17 protein-coding genes and 2 pseudogenes are annotated in these 15,779 nt (G+C 72.0%); 8 read left to right on the top strand and 11 right to left on the bottom strand.

Annotated features, from left to right (window positions below):
• Nucleotides 1-5: 5 nt before the first annotated feature.
• A complete protein-coding gene (locus tag FHR37_RS25885; RefSeq protein WP_092889825.1) occupies nucleotides 6-419 on the bottom strand; it encodes a RidA family protein in 414 nt (137 codons plus the stop codon).
• Between the two features lie 235 nt (nucleotides 420-654).
• Here FHR37_RS25885 and FHR37_RS25880 point away from each other — a divergent pair, with 235 nt between their 5' ends.
• From FHR37_RS25880 to FHR37_RS25870, 3 genes and pseudogenes are all read left to right on the top strand, one after another.
• Nucleotides 655-1,611, top strand: a complete 957-nt coding sequence (locus FHR37_RS25880; protein WP_092889822.1) for a ribose-phosphate diphosphokinase — start codon at nucleotides 655-657, stop codon at nucleotides 1,609-1,611.
• The gene (locus FHR37_RS32085; protein ID WP_092889819.1) at nucleotides 1,612-2,286 is read left to right on the top strand and encodes a Type 1 glutamine amidotransferase-like domain-containing protein; all 675 of its coding nucleotides are present in this window, start codon (nucleotides 1,612-1,614) and stop codon (nucleotides 2,284-2,286) included. It abuts the gene before it with no gap.
• Between the two features lie 116 nt (nucleotides 2,287-2,402).
• Nucleotides 2,403-2,714 (top strand): annotated as a pseudogene (locus FHR37_RS25870) (NUDIX hydrolase); the annotation flags it as partial.
• A gap of 34 nt (nucleotides 2,715-2,748) precedes the next feature.
• Here the strand turns inward: FHR37_RS25870 and FHR37_RS25865 are convergent.
• From FHR37_RS25865 to FHR37_RS25845, 5 genes are all read right to left on the bottom strand, one after another.
• Nucleotides 2,749-3,297 (bottom strand): DUF2231 domain-containing protein, encoded by a 549-nt coding sequence (locus FHR37_RS25865; protein WP_092889816.1) that lies wholly within the window; start codon nucleotides 3,295-3,297, stop codon nucleotides 2,749-2,751.
• Nucleotides 3,298-3,510: 213 nt separating this feature from the next.
• Nucleotides 3,511-4,812, bottom strand: coding sequence for a sensor histidine kinase (locus tag FHR37_RS33315; protein ID WP_092889813.1), 1,302 nt, complete (start codon nucleotides 4,810-4,812; stop codon nucleotides 3,511-3,513).
• Nucleotides 4,809-5,480, bottom strand: a complete 672-nt coding sequence (locus FHR37_RS25855) for a response regulator transcription factor (RefSeq protein ID WP_237769114.1) — start codon at nucleotides 5,478-5,480, stop codon at nucleotides 4,809-4,811. The genes FHR37_RS33315 and FHR37_RS25855 overlap by 4 nt, the downstream gene beginning before the upstream one ends.
• 113 nt (nucleotides 5,481-5,593) lie before the next feature.
• Nucleotides 5,594-6,478: a class I SAM-dependent methyltransferase gene (locus tag FHR37_RS25850; protein ID WP_092889810.1), complete on the bottom strand. Its 885-nt coding sequence runs from the start codon at nucleotides 6,476-6,478 to the stop codon at nucleotides 5,594-5,596.
• A gap of 51 nt (nucleotides 6,479-6,529) precedes the next feature.
• Nucleotides 6,530-7,342, bottom strand: a complete 813-nt coding sequence (locus FHR37_RS25845; protein ID WP_092889807.1) for an aminoglycoside phosphotransferase family protein — start codon at nucleotides 7,340-7,342, stop codon at nucleotides 6,530-6,532.
• Nucleotides 7,343-7,504: 162 nt separating this feature from the next.
• Between FHR37_RS25845 and FHR37_RS25840 the strand changes: the two genes are divergently transcribed.
• The 3 genes from FHR37_RS25840 (at nucleotide 7,505) to FHR37_RS25830 (ending at nucleotide 10,094) form a co-directional block, all read left to right on the top strand.
• Nucleotides 7,505-8,203 carry an MBL fold metallo-hydrolase gene (locus FHR37_RS25840; protein WP_092889804.1) on the top strand — a complete coding sequence of 233 codons (699 nt, stop codon included), beginning with the start codon at nucleotides 7,505-7,507 and terminating at the stop codon, nucleotides 8,201-8,203.
• A 148-nt stretch (nucleotides 8,204-8,351) separates the two neighbouring features.
• Nucleotides 8,352-9,224, top strand: a complete 873-nt coding sequence (locus FHR37_RS25835) for a UTP--glucose-1-phosphate uridylyltransferase (protein ID WP_092889801.1) — start codon at nucleotides 8,352-8,354, stop codon at nucleotides 9,222-9,224.
• A 54-nt stretch (nucleotides 9,225-9,278) separates the two neighbouring features.
• Nucleotides 9,279-10,094 (top strand): class I SAM-dependent methyltransferase, encoded by an 816-nt coding sequence (locus FHR37_RS25830; RefSeq protein ID WP_092889939.1) that lies wholly within the window; start codon nucleotides 9,279-9,281, stop codon nucleotides 10,092-10,094.
• Nucleotides 10,095-10,174: 80 nt separating this feature from the next.
• Here the strand turns inward: FHR37_RS25830 and FHR37_RS25825 are convergent, their stop codons facing one another.
• On the bottom strand, nucleotides 10,175-10,330 hold the full coding sequence (locus FHR37_RS25825; RefSeq protein WP_092889798.1) for a DUF6131 family protein: 156 nt from the start codon (nucleotides 10,328-10,330) through the stop codon (nucleotides 10,175-10,177).
• A gap of 357 nt (nucleotides 10,331-10,687) precedes the next feature.
• Between FHR37_RS25825 and FHR37_RS33530 the strand changes: the two are divergent.
• Nucleotides 10,688-11,377: pseudogene (locus tag FHR37_RS33530) on the top strand (formylglycine-generating enzyme family protein); the annotation flags it as partial.
• 85 nt (nucleotides 11,378-11,462) lie between these two features.
• On the top strand, nucleotides 11,463-12,383 hold the full coding sequence (locus FHR37_RS25815) for an LLM class flavin-dependent oxidoreductase (RefSeq protein WP_092889795.1): 921 nt from the start codon (nucleotides 11,463-11,465) through the stop codon (nucleotides 12,381-12,383).
• Nucleotides 12,384-12,437: 54 nt separating this feature from the next.
• Here FHR37_RS25815 and FHR37_RS25810 read toward each other — a convergent pair whose 3' ends face one another.
• The 4 genes from FHR37_RS25810 to FHR37_RS25795 form a co-directional block, all read right to left on the bottom strand.
• Nucleotides 12,438-12,878, bottom strand: a complete 441-nt coding sequence (locus tag FHR37_RS25810; RefSeq protein WP_175542824.1) for an SRPBCC domain-containing protein — start codon at nucleotides 12,876-12,878, stop codon at nucleotides 12,438-12,440.
• 799 nt (nucleotides 12,879-13,677) lie between these two features.
• Nucleotides 13,678-13,965, bottom strand: coding sequence for a hypothetical protein (locus tag FHR37_RS25805; RefSeq protein ID WP_139239221.1), 288 nt, complete (start codon nucleotides 13,963-13,965; stop codon nucleotides 13,678-13,680).
• 13 nt (nucleotides 13,966-13,978) lie between these two features.
• On the bottom strand, nucleotides 13,979-14,692 hold the full coding sequence (locus tag FHR37_RS25800; RefSeq protein WP_092889786.1) for a DUF998 domain-containing protein: 714 nt from the start codon (nucleotides 14,690-14,692) through the stop codon (nucleotides 13,979-13,981).
• Nucleotides 14,693-14,732: 40 nt separating this feature from the next.
• Entirely contained in the window at nucleotides 14,733-15,530 is a 798-nt protein-coding gene (locus tag FHR37_RS25795) for a GNAT family N-acetyltransferase (protein ID WP_092889783.1), read from the bottom strand.
• Nucleotides 15,531-15,779: the final 249 nt, after the last annotated feature.

The raw sequence follows: 15,779 nt of genomic DNA, 5'->3' as shown, positions 1-15,779 counted from the left end.
GCAGGTCAGCCGGGCAGCGCCACCACGGCCTCGACCTCCATCAGGAACTCCGGCCGGAACAGCCCGGCCACCTGGACCAGAGTGCTCGCCGGGTTGGCAAGGTCGCCGAGCGCGGGCCGGACGAACTCGTCGCGCACGTCCCGGATCACCTGGATCCGCTCGACGTCCACGACGTACCAGGTGAAACGTACGACGTCGCTCCATCCGGCGCCCAGCTCGCCCAGCACGAGCTCGAGGTTGCGCATCGCCTGGCGGGTCTGCGCCTCGAGGTCGCCGGGCTCGCCCGCGGCCCGGCCCTCGGCGTCGGCGCCCACCTGGCCGGAGACGAACGCCAACGGTCCCGACGCGGTCACCGCGTGGGCGTAGCCGTTGCCGGGGGCGAGTCCGGCGGCGCCGGTGAGGCGGTCCTGGATGGGCACGAGGATTCCTCCTGCGAGGAGAACGGTGGGCCGGTGTGATCCGGCGTGATCTGGTGCAGCGCGACCCTAGGTGCTACCACCGACACGCGTCACCGAGGTTTCCGGCCGCCGCCCGCGCGGTGCGTAGCGGGTCGCGTACGACCCGGCGCGTGGACCAGTGCCAAGGGGAGCGGGTTACCCTGAGGTCCGTCGTCACCGCCCGCCCTGCCCACCGGTCACGATTGGCTCACCCACCATGCCTCAGATCGGCGTCTTCAGCGGAAGCGCGCACCCCAGACTTGCCGAGGAGATCTGCGCCGAACTCGGCGTCGAGCTGTCCGAGGCCCACATCCAGCGGTTCAGCAACGACTGCCTGCAGGTCCAGTTGCGGGCCAACTGCCGGCAACGCGACATCTACCTCGTGCAGCCTCTGGTTCCTCCGGTGCAGGAGAACCTCATGGAGCTGCTGCTCATGCTGGACGCGGCGCGTGGCGCGTCCGCCGCGCAGATCACCGCGGTGATCCCGCACTACGCCTACGCGCGTTCGGACAAGAAGGACCAGCCCCGCATCTCCATCGGCGGCCGGCTGGTGGCCGACCTGCTGGCCACCGCGGGCGCCAGCCGGGTGCTGACGATGGCGCTGCACGCGCCGCAGGTGCACGGCTTCTTCAACATCCCGGTCGACCACCTCAACGCCATCAACGAGCTCGCCACGCACTTCGCCGGGCGCGACCTGAGCAACACCGTCGTGGTGTCGCCCGACCTCGGCAACGCCAAGTCCGCCACGCAGTTCGCGCGGCTGCTCAACCTTCCGGTCGCCGCGGGCAGCAAGCAGCGGCTCAGCGACGAGCGCGTGGTGATCGACGCGATCGTCGGCGACGTCCAGGGCAAGAACGTCATCGTGCTGGACGACGAGATCGCCACCGCCGGGTCCATCGTCGAACTCCTCGACCGGCTGCGCGAGCAGCACGTGGGCCGCATCGCGCTCGCCTGTACGCACGGGCTGTTCACCGGCAAGGCCGTGCAACGGCTCGCGGTGCAGGACGACGTCGACGAGATCGTCACCACCAACACCGTCCCGCTCGCGCCGGACAACAACCTCCCTCACCTGGCCGTACGCTCGATCGCGCCGTTGTTCGCCGAGGCCATCCGCCGGATCCACCTCGGCGAGTCGGTGAGTAGTCTCTTCGACAGTCGCGCACTGGAGGTGTAGGTGACCGGGCGGGTGTTCCTCGCGGGGGGTGGCGGAGCCGAAGCCTCCAAGCCGCTGGACGAGCAGTTCGCGCACGCGATCGGCGCGGGCCCGCTGGCGTTCTGGCCGGTCGGGGCGGAGCCGGAACGGTTCGCCGGTGCCGAGGAGTGGCTGCGTGACGTCTACGAGCCGTTCGGCGTACGCGACATCTCGACCTGGACCGGTGACACCCCGCCGGCGTTCGCCGGCGTACGCGGCATCTACATCGGCGGCGGCAACACCTACCGCCTGCTCGCACTCGCGCAACGCTTCGGCCTGCTGGACCGGTTGCGGGAGTACGTCGCGGCCGGCGGGCTGGTCTTCGGGCACAGCGCGGGTGCGGCGCTGCTCGGCGCCGACATCAGCACGGTCGCGCACCTGGACCGCAACGACGACAAAGTGGTGGACACCTCCGGGGCCGATCTGGCCGCCGGACACGCGGTGTTCGTGCACCACGCCGACGGCGACCTGCCGCGCGAGGCGGTGTGGACCGCCACCTACCGCAGGCCGGTCCTCGCGCTGACCGCGCACGCCAACGCGATCGTGACCGGGAACGCCGTCACCGCGTTGGGGCCGGAGCCGGTTCTGCTGGTGTCACCGACGGGGCGCCGCAAACTCGCTCCCGGAAGCACCAGTTACGCCGGCAGCCCGGCGTGACGCCCCGCCGCCGGCGGGTGGCGGCCGTCATCGTCCGCGACGACTCCGTACTCATGGTGCGTGAACGCGGACTCGGGCCAACCGGCCGCCACGACGGCTAGGAGTACTGGACGCTCCCTGGTGGCGGTGTGAACCAGGGCGAGGACCCTGTCGCCGCGGTACGCCGCGAGGTGGCCGAGGAGGTCGGTCTGAGCTGCCTCGATGTTCGCTACCTCTACGACTTCCCGTACCCCTCCGGACAGACGTCTGCGTTCGCGGTGACCTGTGCGGAGGGCGAGCCCCGCCTCGGCGTCGACCACGACCTGCCGTGCGACTGCCCGCGGATGGTCGGGCTGGAGTGGGTCCCCCTGCCGGTGTGGTCGGGTGAGACCGGCGACCCGGGCGTGCCCACGCTGCTGATGGCGACGCCGCGTTCGGTCCTGTCGTAGCAGCGGCCGGCCGGTGAGCGGTCGCGGCTGCTGATCAGTCGCCGTCGCCACCACCGTGGGGGGCGGTGTACTGCTCGTCGCCCCAGGCGGCCCGCGAACCCGCGTCGCCGACCCGGACGATCTGCACCGTCGACGCCACCGCGAACCCGCAGGTGACCACGATCAGCGCGATGCTCACGAACCGGGTCCACGCCGGCGCGCCGACCGCGCGGCGTTCGGCGGTCATCGTGCCCGGACCCTCCGCGCGGGCGTTGCGCAGCCGGTAGGTGTCCAGAGCCACCAGCGCGGCGAGCGCGACGAGCAGCGGGAGAACCAGCCAGATCATCGCGTCGGCGAGTTCGGCGTGCTTCTCGATCGCGGCGCTGTGCTCCATCCGCGCCTCCAGGCCCTCGCCCGCCGACGTGGTCATCGGTACGAGGACGGTGGCGACCGCGGCCACGGCGACCGCGACCCAGCCGTACCGCCGGCGCAGGCGTGGGACGAGCGCGACGATCACCGCGACCAGCGCCGCGAGCGGCACCGCCACCACGGTGGCGTGGACGATCAGGACGTGGACGGGGAGTCCGTTCAGGAAGGTGGGCACGGACGAACCTCCTGGCAGTTGCCGCTGGTGTACCTCTCGTACCTCTCGCGCACCTGTGGTGCGCCGGGCCGGCCCGGGTGGCCGCATCTCAGCATGTCCACCCTGATTGGGAGATTTCTTGGAATCCGCCTCGTGGGCACCTGTGCGTTTCCTGGGAAACGCCGGAATTGTCCTGAGCGGGGCGGCCGGGAGACCGGGAGGCAGGCCCGGGCGTCAGGGCTCGACCGGGCCGGTGGGATCCCTCGGGTTCGTGGGGACCGCTGGGATCCCCGGTACGTACCGGGGGAAGGTGAGCCGGAACGCGGCGCCCCCGCCCGGAGCCGCCAGCGCCTCGACCTCGCCGTGGTGCCGGGCGACGATCTCGCCGACCAGCGCCAGCCCGATGCCGAACCTCCGCTGCCGCCCGTCCGCCGAACTGCCCCCGGCCGAGGAGAACCGGTCGAACATCCGTGGCGCCAGGCCCGGATCCAGTCCGGGACCGTCGTCGGCGACCTCCACCACGGCCTGCCGGTCGGTCGCGTGGACCGTCACGGTGACGGTCTGCTCCGCGTGCCGGACCGCGTTGTCGAGCACGGCCGTCAGTGCCCGGCGCAGCGCCACCGGCGCACCGCGTACGACCACCGGGTCGCCGCCGCCCTCGGCCCGCACGGTGACGCCCCGCGCGCCGGCCACCTCGGTGCCGGCCGCCACCACCCCGCCGGCCAGTACCCGCAGGTCGAGCTCCTCCGCTGCCCCCGCGGCGTGCGGGTCGGCGGCGAGCAGGAGGTCCTCGAGGACGGCGGCGAGGTTGTCGCTGTCGCGCACCAGGCTCTCGGCATCGGCCAGCGCGGCCTCGTGGTCGTGTCCGCGCTGCAGGTGCCGGCGCAGCAGTTGCGCCCGGGTGGTGAGCAGGGTGAGCGGCGTACGGAGTTCGTGGCTGGCGTCGGCGACGAACCTGCGCTGCAGGCTGAGGGCGTTGGCCAGCGGCTGGACCGCCCGTACGCCGAGCATGGCGCCCGCCCCGGCGGCCAGCACCAGCCCGAGCCCGCCGACCAGGAGCAGGGAGTACAGCAGGTGCCTGCGGTCGGCGTGCACCGGGCCGAGGTCGAGGACGCCCTGCACGATGGTGTCGCCGCGCCGCATGGTGAAGATCAGGTAGTCCGCGCCGCCGACCTCGCGTTCGTGGGTCTCCGCGACCCCGGTGCGGGCGGTCCGGGCGAGCGCCCGCGGGTCGGCCGCGCCCGCCGGCAGGCCCTCGGTGGCGTCCTGCCCGTGCGGGCCGCGCCTCACCAGCCAGACGTTCGCCGGGGCGTCGGCCACGTCGTCGTCCGCCCGGCTGACCGCGGCGGCCAGCATCGACCTGGTGCCCACCGTCTCGGCGTGCAGGACCACGGCGAGGGTCACGCCCACCAGTACGGTGACGATGGCGGCGACGATCAGGCCGGCCTGGATGCCGAGGCGTACCGCCGTACGCCGCAACATCGCCGACTCGGCGCCGGTCAGCCGCCGGTCCCGGTCCCTGCCCCACGCGGTCACGACGCCCCCTCGCCCAGCCGGTAGCCCCGGCCGCGGACCGTGGTGACGATCGCCCGGCCGAGCTTGCGGCGCAGGTAGTGGACGTAGGTGTCCACGACGACCTCGCCCACGGCGCCGGGGAAGACCCGGGCGAGGAGTTCGGTACGGCTGAACACGTGGCCCGGCCGGGACGCCAGGGTGGCCAGCAGGTCGCACTCGCGCTCGGACAGCTGGGCCCGGCCGACCTCGCGGGTGTCCAGGTTGAGCATCTCGTCCCCGACCGGCAGCAGCCGGGCCTGGTCGAGGTGGCGCCGGCGCAGCGCCCGGAGGCGAGCGAGCAACTCGGCCACGTCGAACGGCTTGGCCAGGTAGTCCTCGGCGCCCGCGTCCAGCCCCTCGACCCGGTCCGCGGGCGTGCCCAGCGCGGACAGGATCAGCGCGGGGGTCGCCACGCCGCTGCTGCGGAGCCGGACCAACAGGTCGAGGCCGTCGATGCCGGGCAGGCCGCGGTCCACGACGATCACGTCGTACTCCCGGCTGAGGGCCCGGTGCAGTCCGCGCTGGCCGTCCGGCGCGAGGTCGACGGCGTACCCCTCCTCGGTGAGGAGACCGGCCAGCATCGCGGCGAGCTCCTGGTCGTCCTCGACCAGGAGCAGCGGCGTGAGCGGGAGGGTGTCGCGGGGGCGCACCCGCCCATCTTGACCCCTCACCCTGTGTACATGCGTGAACGCGGCGGCTGAGCGGGTGCGGAGAGATCCCTCACGCCCGTCCGTCAGCGGCCGTCGGCGCCCGTCGGCGCCCGTCAGGGTCCGTCGTGCCCGTCGGGGTGCTCGGCGATCCTGGGGCCGGCGACGGTGGCCACGAACTGCAGATAGTCGTACGGCACCACCACGGCATCCGGCTCGCCGCGGTTGAACCGGTCCCACAGCTCGGCGAACTCCTCCTCGAACGACCGCGCGTCCTCCTCGCTCATCTGGTCCACCGCCAGCTTCACCGGCCCGAACCACTGCCGGTATCTCCGGAACTGCTCGGCGACCGAGCGTGCGGCCACGTCGACGCACCGAAGCTCCAGCCGTTGCTCGGTGAAGTCCGCGTAGGGGGCGAGGAGCTGGGCCAGCCCGTCGCGGGTGCCCCAGCGCAGCGGCGACGGAGCGTCGGCGGGCGGCGGCGCGTACTTCGCGACCAGGTGGAGCAGGCCGCCGAGCGCGCTGTCCGGGGTCCAGTTGGCCAGGCCGATCCGGCCGCCCGGGCGCAGCACCCGCAACGCCTCTGCCGCGGCCCGCCGCTGGTCGGCGACGAACATCAGCCCGAACGTCGACGTCACCACGTCGAACTCCCCGTCGGCGAACGGCAGCGCCGCGGCGTCCACCTCGACCGTCTCCAGCGGCAGCAGCTCGACGTCGGCGCGGAGCCGGGCGTGGTCGAGGAGTTCGGGTACGACGTCCACACAGGTCACCCGGGCGTCCCGGCGGGCGGCGGCGAGGGCGGTGTTGCCGGTGCCGCCGGCGATGTCGAGCACGCGTTCACCGGGGAGGACGTCCAGGGCCAGCACCAGGTCCTCGCTGACCGGGACCATCCGGTTGGCGATCCGCTGGAACTCACCCGCCGCCCAGGTCGTACGGGCGATCTCGGCCGGGGACGGCGACACGAACCCGGTGCTGCTGGTCCCGCTGGCAGCCTTGGTCACCCTGCCAGGGTGGCAGACCGGGCGCCGGTGGGACGCCGGATAAGCCGAATCTCAGTCGAACAGGTGGCGGTGGTCCTCGCTCCACCGGATCCGGTCCGCGATCTCGGTCAGGTGGCCTGCCGCGACCAGCTCGACCTGGCGTTCGTGCCCCTCCTCGGCCAGTTGCCTAACGAAATCCAGGCCGGCCCGCTGGATCGCGATCACCTCGTTCGCCAGCCCGGTGGTGTCGGACAGGCCGTACTCGGCGGCAAAGATCTCCAGCCGCCGGCGGCGGTCGGGCGGCCCGGGATAGCGGAGCCAGCGCACGCACTCCTCGTCGTCGCGAAACGGTGCGACGTATTCCAGCGCGTACGCCACGTCCTGCATGACCGGCCCCGGTCCGGCGTACTCCCAGTCCAGCAGGCCGACCGGCGTGACGTCGTTCCACACGATGTTCCACGGACCGAAGTCGTTGTGGCAGACGAGCTCGCCCGGCCCGCCGGTGCCGGTGCGGCCGCCGGACCACGCCGGCGGCTGCGCGGGCGACCAGTCGGCGACCGCCTGGTGGTAGTCGCGCAGCAGGCGCGCGGCGGCCCGCAGTCCCTGCTCGTCCACGACCTTCGCCCAGCCGGCCGGACCCGACTCGCCCGCGAGGTAGGTGACGACCTCTGTCGCGGGGGAGCCGGTGCCGGCGGCGGGGAGGACGTCCAGGACGCGCGGGGAGTACGGGAAGCCGACGGCGGCGAGGTGGTTCAGCAGTGCGTGGACCGCGGGGGTCCAGGGCTGGACGGGACGGTGCACCGTGCCGCCCACCCGGACGACGGGCCGGTCGGCACGGTCCTGCAGCACCTCGGTGTCCGGGACCTGCTCGTACTGATCCGGCATGGCGTCCGTCCTCCCGGCGTCGACCGGCGCCGGCGATCTGCGGTCCACCGGGCGCGAGCCGATTCTGCCCTGCCGGGGCTCATAACTCGATCAGCTTTTCGGGGTTCGGCACGGGGCGGAATGGCGAGACTCCCGGCGTACGACCCGTTTAGGGTCGATGACATGCAGACGATCGAGCTGGTGCCGGGCCTGCACATGTTCCCCTTCGAGGTCGGTCAGGTCTATCTGTGGGCGGACGACGACGGGCTCACCCTGATCGACACCGGCGTGGCGGGATCGGCGCCGACCATCGAGGACGGCGTGCACCGGCTCGGCCACGACCGGCGCGACATCAAGAACATCGTTCTCACCCACTTCCACGAGGACCACGTGGGCTCGGCGGCGGAGATCGCGCACTGGAACGGCGCGACCGTGATGGCGCACCAGCTGGACGCGCCGGTCGTCCGGGGTGAGCAGGCGGGTCCGGCGCCGGTGATCACCGACGAGGAACGCCCTTACTACGAACGCGTCGTGCCGAACGTCCCCGCGGCTCGGCCGGTGCGGGTCGACCGGGAGCTCGTCGACGGCGACCGCGTCGACATCGGTGGGGGCGCCGTGGTGATCGGGATGCCCGGGCACACCGACGGCAGCATCGCCCTGCATCTGCCGCGGCACCGGGTGCTGTTCACCGGCGACGCGGTCGCGAGCATCCAGGACGTGCCGATTCTGGGCGTGTTCAACGTCGACCGGGCACAGGCCGTCGCCTCGTTCCAGCGGGTCGTCCAACTGGACGTCGACGTGGCGTGTTTCGGCCACGGCGCCCCGGTGGTGGGCGACGCCACGCTGTTGCTGCGCGCGGCTGCGGGCGTCGTGTCCGCCTGACCCCGGCCCGGGACCTGGCCCGGGACCGGCCCGGGCCAGGTCTGGCCCACCTGTTCGCACGGCGGCGCCCCGCGCCGGCAGCGGGTAGCGTTTCCGACGGTGTGCTTGGTGAGAATGTTCTCCGGCGGTGCGGCGAAAGGGCGAACACATGGTGCGCAAGGCGGTCATCCCGGTCGCGGGGCTGGGAACCCGGCTGTTGCCGTTGACGAAGGCGCTGCCGAAGGAGATGCTGCCGATCCTCGACAAACCCGTTCTGCAGCACACGATCGAGGAGCTCGTCGCCTCGGGCATCGACGACATCATCATCGTCACCTCCGCCCGCAAGGCGTTGATCCAGCAGCACTTCGCGCCGGACGAGGACCTCGACATGCGGTTGCGCGCCGACGGCAAGGACGACCTCGCCGAGGCGCTGGAGGAGCTCGCGTCGCTGGCCCGGATCACGTTCCTCTACCAGCACGGCCCCTACGGCAACGGCACACCGGTGCTGAACGCCGCCCGCATCGTCGGTGACGAGCCCTTCATGGTGTTGTGGGCCGACGACGTGTTCACCTCCGCCGTGCCCCGCGCGCAGCAGTTGGTCGCGGCGTACGAACGCACCCGAGCGCCCGTGCTCGGGTTGATGCCGATGGAGCCGAGTGAGTCCCAGCGCTACGGCGTTCCGGTGGTGGAGGACGACCTGGGTGCGGGGCTGCTGCGCATCTCCGGCATCATCGAGAAACCCTCGCCGGACGCGGCGCCGTCGGCGTTCGCCTCGATCGGCGGGTACGTCGTGACGCCGGGCATCGTGGACGAGCTCGAGCGCCAGCTCAACCGCCACCGGCACAACCCCGACGGCGAGGTCTACCTCTCCCACGCCATCCACGAGCACGCCCGCGAGTACCCCGTCTTCGGTCAGGTCATCGACGGCACCTGGTGGGACACCGGCAACCCGCTCGGCTACCTGCGGGCGCAGTTCGCGGCGGCGCTCGCGCATCCCGACTACGGCCCGGAGCTTCGCAAGCTGGCCGGCGGATCGCAGTAGACTGCGGGGCGAAACACCTTTGACAGGTCCGGCGCGGTGGACGAGCCTGACCGCGTGAAAGAGCCGAGCGAGCCGACGGTCGAGGACCTTCCCGAGCACGTACGCCGCAACCGGCAGTTGTGGGACGCCCGGCACAGCGAGTGGTACGGCGCGAAGGCACGCGAGCAGTGGGCCGCCGAACCACACTGGGGCCTCTGGCGGATTCCGCAACGGGACCTGCCGGTTTTGCCGGACGACCTTGCCGGCAAGGACCTGATCGAGCTGGGATGCGGCACCGCCTACGTCAGTGCGTGGGCGGCTTGGGCCGGCGCGCGTCCCGTCGGCGTGGACAACTCCGAACGCCAGTTGGCGACCGCCAGGGCGATGCAGCGGGAGTTCGGGTGTGAGTTCCCGCTGATCCACGGGAACGCCGAGAAGGTCGACCTTCCCGACGCGAGTTTCGACGTGGCCATCAGCGAGCACGGCGCGATCGGCTGGTGCGATCCGTACCTCTGGATCCCGGAGGCGGCCCGGCTGCTGCGCCCCGGCGGCGAACTCGTCTTCGTCCGCAACTCCACCCTGCTCACCCTCTGCGTACCCGACGAGGGTCCGGCCGGTCCTACCCTGCTGCGCCCGCAGTTCGGCCTGTGCCGGTTGGAGGACGAGTCCGAGGGGGCCGACGGCGCCAGCGGTGGTGGTGGTGGTGTCAACTTCCACTTGGCACACGGGCCGATGGTGCGACTGCTCAGGGAGTCCGGCTTCGTGCTGGAGGACCTGATCGAGGTGCAGGCGCCCGAGAACGCCACAACAGACTACGACTACGTCGACCACGAGTGGGCGCGGAAGTGGCCGAGCGCAGAGGTGTGGAAGGCCCGCCGCGTCGGAACCTGAGCCCCGTCAGGCGAATCAGCCGGAGGAGTCGAAGGTGAGGCTGGCAGCCGCGGACGCCCGTGGGCGCCCGCGGCCGGCAGCTACCACCAAACTCGCCTGCCGCCGACTGGCTTGCCGATCCGGCCGAGGATCAAGAAGATGACCCCGACCACCAGCAGGATGATCCCGATGGTCCACAAGATCGAGATCTTGAGGATCGCGCCGAGGATCAGCAGGATGACGCCGAGAACGATCACGGCATCCCCCTTCCCTCACAGGACCGGGCATCCAGCCAGCTCCCTGACCGGGTGCCGCGATTAGATACGACCATTGTCCTCAGTTCTCGCCGACCGTGCGAGCATCACGCGAGTTCTGCCGGACATTGCGTCCAGACCGATACCAACCTTTCGGGGCACAGGTGCCCAACTCGCGCGTGTCGGCCGGTGGGCACGGCCGGAACGTAACCACGTCCGTGGGCACCAACCGGGCGGAGGCCGGAGGTCGTAGGACGAACCCCGACCAACGACCGATGGCCGGCCGGGCGCCTGAGCTGCCAGGCTCTCCGGCAGGCGGGACCGGGCGGTCCCGCGTCGCCACGAAACAAGGAGTTCGGCATGGATGTCGCGAGCGCGCTCGCCCGGATCGAGGACAGCCTGGTCGACGTTCCGGCAGGTGAGGTGGTGATCGGGTCCGACCTCGGCACCGTGCGGGCCGAGCTCGCCGCGTCCGACCTCGCCGGCGTGGAACCGGCCTGGCTGCTGAAGGAGGTGCCGCGCCGGACGGTAAAAGTGCCGGCGTTCCGCGTCATGCGGACCCTGCTGACGGTCGCGCAGGTACGCGCGCTCGCGCCGGAGACCTCGATCGTGCCCGTGCTCGACGCCGGACCGGACCACCCGGCGACGGTGGGGGCCGAGCAGACGTTCGCGTTGTGCGAGGCGCTGGCTGCGCTTCTCGGTGCCGCGGTGCGACTGCCGACCGAGGAGGAGTGGGTACGCGCCGCCCGTGGCGACGACCTGCGTACGTATCCGTGGGGCGACGACTGGGCGCCGGACCGCGCCAACCTGGTGTACGCCGGCAAGGGAAACACCAGCCCGGTCGGGGAGTTCCCGGCCGGCGCGAGTGCGTTCGGGCTGCTGGACATGGCGGGCAACGCCGACGAGTTGACGAGCACGCTGTACGCGCCGTTCCCGGGCGCGCCCGCCGAGGTTCCGGAGCGGGAGGACTGGGCCTTCTCGCCGTACGTCACCAAGGGCGGGAGCTACCTGCACGCGCGCGACCTGGCCCGCTGCGACCGCCGGCACGGCATCTACGCCAAGGCGAGCCGCTGGGCATCAGGCTGGTGGTCGGCTGAGCACGGAACCTGTCGGTGGCCAGGGCTAACGTCGGCGCATGCGCTTCGCGATCTCGATACCGCAGTATCACCCCGACGGCAGCTTCGACCCGGGCGCGTTCCGTGCCTACCTGACCCGGGCCGAGGAGCTCGGGTTCGACAGCGCCTGGACGCAGGAGCAGGTGCTGGGCACGATGCCGCATCTGGCTCCGATCGAGACCATGACGTACGCCGCGGCCTGCACCGAGCGGCTACGGCTGGGGTGCGCGGTGCTGGTCAGTTCGCTGCACAGCCCGGTCCACCTGGCCAAGAGCATCGGCACCCTCGACCAGCTCAGCCGGGGACGGATCGACGTCGGGCTCGGGATCGGCGGCCGGCAGCGTGCGGTCGCGGCGTTCGGTGTCGATCCCGACACGCTGAACACCCGGTTCACCGAGGGGCTGGAGGTGATGAGGGCGTGCTGGACGCAGCCGCGGGTCACCTTCGCCGGCAGGTTCTGGCAGCTGGAGGATGCCGCGATGGAGCCGAAGCCGTTCCAGAAGCCGCATCCGCCGGTCTGGTTCGGCGGCAGTCATCCCAACGCGCTGCGCCGGGCGGTCCGGCTGGCCGACGCGTTCATGGGCGCGGGGTCGACCACGACCGAGCAGTTCGCCGGCCAGGTGAAGGTGCTGCGGTCCGAGCTCGCCGAGGCCGGCCGGGACGAGCAGGACCTTCCGATCGCCAAGCGCGTCTACATCGCCGTCGACGACGACCTCGAGCGTGGCCGTGCCCGGATCGGTGCGGCGCTGGACCAGCTCTACGGCTACTTCGGTCTGAGCGGGCTGACGGCGCTCGCCGTCTACGGTCCGCCGGAGGAGTGCGTGCGCGGACTGCGGGCGGTGGCCGACGCGGGCGCCGCGACGATCCTGCTCAACCCGATGTACGACGACGCCGAGCAGATGGAACGCCTGGCCGCCGAGGTGATCCCCGCTTTGACGTAGGCCGTGATCTCCGGCCGTGACCGGGCCGGGATCCCGAGCCGGACCCAGCCGGGATCAGCTCGCCGGGGCTCCGTCGGCGAGGGCGGCGAACCTGTCCAGGATGCTCGGCCACTCGGTGAACTTCGAGCGTTCGGCCACGTTGCCGGCGTTCCACCCGCCGTGCTCGAAGCGCATCCGGCAGCCGTTCTCGTGCGGGCTGAACTCCACGGTGATCTCGCTGGGCCGGCCGGACGGCTGCGCCAGGGTCGACGAGTACGCCAGCCGGTGACCCGGCTCCCACACCGTCACCCGGCCCCAGTCGTACTCCTCGCCATCGCGGTGCGACTCGAAGATCCGGCCGCCCACGTGGGGTTCCATCGTCACCGCGGACAGCGTCTCCGCGTTCGCCGTGTAGCTCGGGTGCCACCACGCGGCGATGTCGCCGGTGTAGACCTCGAAGGCGCGTTCGGGCCCGCACCGCAGGACGTACTCGTGCACGATCGGATCGGGTTTCATGCGGGAAGTATCGCCGAGAGGTTGTTTCCCCGAACAACTTTGTTCCCGGCCAGGTTGTTTCCCCTGACCGTAGGCCCGCGGAAGTCGGGGCGATCTGCCCCGCCACTGTGTTCCTTCGAGGAGCAAGGCTCGCGGCATGCGGTGGTTCAGGTCGAGGGCCACGAAGGATGCCGACGCGCCGGCACCGACGGAGCCGCCGGCACCCTCGACCGACGCGGCTCGTTCGAGGCACGTCGGACGGACGGCGCCGGGTACGGGTGCGTCGGCTCCTGACGACCAGAGCGGTCGGTCCCACCGCGCACCCGGGCAACCACGGCAGGTGCCGGGCCGGACCGTTCCGGGGCGCCGCCGACCAGGTGAACCCCGGCAGGTCGCCGAACCCGCCAGGCCCGAACCCGCCAAACCCGAGCCCGCCAAACCCGAGCCCGCCAAACCCGAGCCCGCCAAACCCGAGCCCGCCAAACCCGAGCCCGCCAAACCCGAGCCCGCCAAACCCGAGCCCGCCAAACCCGAGCCCGCCAAACCCGAGCCCGCCAAACCCGAGCCCGCCAAACCCGAGCCCGCCAAACCCGAGCCCGCCCAGGGTGAACGCGCCCGGGAAGAACGCGCCCAGGGCCGTACCGGCGAAAGCCCCGCCGCACGACTGGCCGGCGGCTTTCGCGGACTGCGCTGGTCGCGACGCGCCATCCTGGCCGGCCTGGCCGCGGCGGTGCTGTTGCTCGGAGCCGTCATCGGAGGCGTGACGGCGGTGGTGGTCGGCGGCGGCGGAGGCCAGGGGGGCGAACGTCGCCGGGACGAGCTACAACCCGCGGATCCCCGGCAGTGGGAGCGCGCGGAACATCATCCCGCAGATCATCGCCCAGGTCCGGCGCAGCGTCGTCGAGGTGGACACGGTCGCGGTCGGTGGGCGGACCACCGGGTCGGGGCTGGTCCTCAACCGGAGGGGCATCATCCTCACCAACTTCCACGTCATCTCCCCGGCGTCGCCGGCCGGCCGGATCGTGGTGAAGTTCTCCAACAGCCTGACGGGTCGCAGGTGGGGGCAGGTGAGGAGCCGACCGCCTGTCAACCTGTCCTTGCGTGTCAACCTGTCCTTGCTGTCAATCTGTTCTTGACGGTGCCCCGGCGCCACCGCGCAGCAGGTGCAGCGCCAGCCACCCGATCCAGCCCAGACCCACCACCAGCGTGAGCCGCTGGAAGAGTCCGCCGACGGGTGCGAGCGCGGTCTGCTGGGAGAACCCCGCACTGGAGAGGAAGAACAGGACCCAGAACACCACCGCCGTCGCCACCGAGTACACCGCCAGGCCCCGGCGGCCGGCGCGGGCGAACCGGTAGCCGGCCACGCAGCAGGCCAACGGCAGGCCGAGGAAGACCAGCGCCGAGAACGAGTCATGCAGGTTTCCGGTGATCGTCTGCGGGGCCGGCACCGCAGTGCCGGGCGGGTAGTCGCCCACCGGGTCGGTGGCGAAGATGCCGGCGCCGAGCAGGCCCACCGCGACCGCGCCGAGCAGCAGCGGTACCCAGATTCCCGCGGCGTACGCGCGTCGCAACGCCGGCCGGGACCCGACTGCGAAGGCGAGCAGGAGAAGGCCGGTGAGCAGGAAGTTCGCCCGCTGGGTCCAGCCGTACTCCCCGAGCGCCAGCGAGCTCACCGGGTGTCGCAGCGCGCTGTAACCGGGACGGGTCGCCCCCTCGACGAGGAACGCGACGACGAACACGATCGGTCCGGCGACGCCGCACGCGAGCAGGGCGCGTTCACGACCGGATGCGGACCGCGCCGGCTTCGGGTGCAGCCTCGGTTGTGCCTGGGCCATGCGGCCCATTGTCACCGAACTCCGCGCCGGCGCGGGAAGTTCAGCAGGATTGCCACGTCCGATGCGCGTGTACGCCGACCCGGTCCGGGCTCGACAGCTTCCACAACCAGCCGATCGGGCGCAGCGCGAGCCGCGCTGCCACCCGCTGGGAGGAGAGGTTGTCCGCCGACGTGCTGTAGAACGGCAGCCGGCCCGTACCCCGGATCAGCCGTGCCCAGTGCGCGGTGACCGTGCCGGCAAGTCCGCGGCCCCGTACGTCCGGGTGCGTCCAGACCCCGGCCTCGGCGCCCCGGGAGTCCGCGACCGGGGTGTGCGCGACGGCGAGGACGCGGGTGTCGTGGGTGGCCACCGCCCACGGGCCGAGCCGCCCGGCGAGCAGGTCGGCCCATTCCTCGCCGGTCCAGGTGTCGGGGTTCGCGGCGCGCAGGGCGTCCCTGGCCGCTGCCTCGTCGTCGGACCGCACGATCCGTACGCTCGCCTCGTCGTACGTACGTCCGTCGATGGGCGTCGTCGCCGCGCGTGGAACCAGGTAACTGGGTCCGGACGAGACCACCACGGGCCCGAGCGCGCCGACGATGCGCCGCCGGCAGTACGCGAGAAACTCCGGCGGCCGCCTGGGCTCGGCAGGCTCGCGCACGCCCTCGACCGCGGAGTCCAGCGTCTTGGCCAGGTCGTCGGCAACGTCGTCGGGCACCTCGTCGCCGACCGCCAGCACCTGGCCGTCGCCGGCGACGCCGAAGACCACATGGTGTGCCTGCCGCAGCCGTCCCCGGGCGTCGCGGTCCCAGAGGACGTCCACTTCCGCGGCGAGCAGGTCGACGGATCGGGTAGCCGGCATGGAGGCAGACCCTACCGACGGTGGTGCGGACTCCGACAGTGCTTTCCGTCCGGATGGACAGTCGCGGAGAAGGTGGGTGCCGAACCGGTCGATGACAGTGCGATCGGCACTGGAGTACAGGGCCGATAGCCGGGCCGGTCGGATCCGGCCGCGGCGACGATGAAGGAAAGCCGGTTGCGCTGCGCGGTGGGAATTCTCCGAGCTGTTCGCGGAAGGGGGACAGCGATGTCGACCCGGCCTGTGCCGTCA

It is taken from the genome of Actinopolymorpha cephalotaxi, assembly GCF_013408535.1.
GTDB classification, from domain to species: domain Bacteria; phylum Actinomycetota; class Actinomycetes; order Propionibacteriales; family Actinopolymorphaceae; genus Actinopolymorpha; species Actinopolymorpha cephalotaxi.
Note: the sequence above shows the minus strand (reverse complement) of the source record. Positions and strands in the feature narration are given on the sequence as shown.

What these genes read in the sequence shown, in the direction of transcription:
- FHR37_RS25880 (WP_092889822.1), top strand. Translation starts at nt 655, where the DNA reads ATGCCTCAGATCGGCGTCTTCAGCGGAAGCGCGCACCCCAGACTTGCC.
- FHR37_RS25845 (WP_092889807.1), bottom strand. Translation starts at nt 7,342, where the DNA reads ATGCCGGATCAGTACGAGCAGGTCCCGGACACCGAGGTGCTGCAGGAC.
- FHR37_RS25840 (WP_092889804.1), top strand. Translation starts at nt 7,505, where the DNA reads ATGCAGACGATCGAGCTGGTGCCGGGCCTGCACATGTTCCCCTTCGAG.
- FHR37_RS25835 (WP_092889801.1), top strand. Translation starts at nt 8,352, where the DNA reads ATGGTGCGCAAGGCGGTCATCCCGGTCGCGGGGCTGGGAACCCGGCTG.
- FHR37_RS25815 (WP_092889795.1), top strand. Translation starts at nt 11,463, where the DNA reads ATGCGCTTCGCGATCTCGATACCGCAGTATCACCCCGACGGCAGCTTC.
- FHR37_RS25810 (WP_175542824.1), bottom strand. Translation starts at nt 12,878, where the DNA reads ATGAAACCCGATCCGATCGTGCACGAGTACGTCCTGCGGTGCGGGCCC.
- FHR37_RS25800 (WP_092889786.1), bottom strand. Translation starts at nt 14,692, where the DNA reads ATGGCCCAGGCACAACCGAGGCTGCACCCGAAGCCGGCGCGGTCCGCA.
- FHR37_RS25795 (WP_092889783.1), bottom strand. Translation starts at nt 15,530, where the DNA reads ATGCCGGCTACCCGATCCGTCGACCTGCTCGCCGCGGAAGTGGACGTC.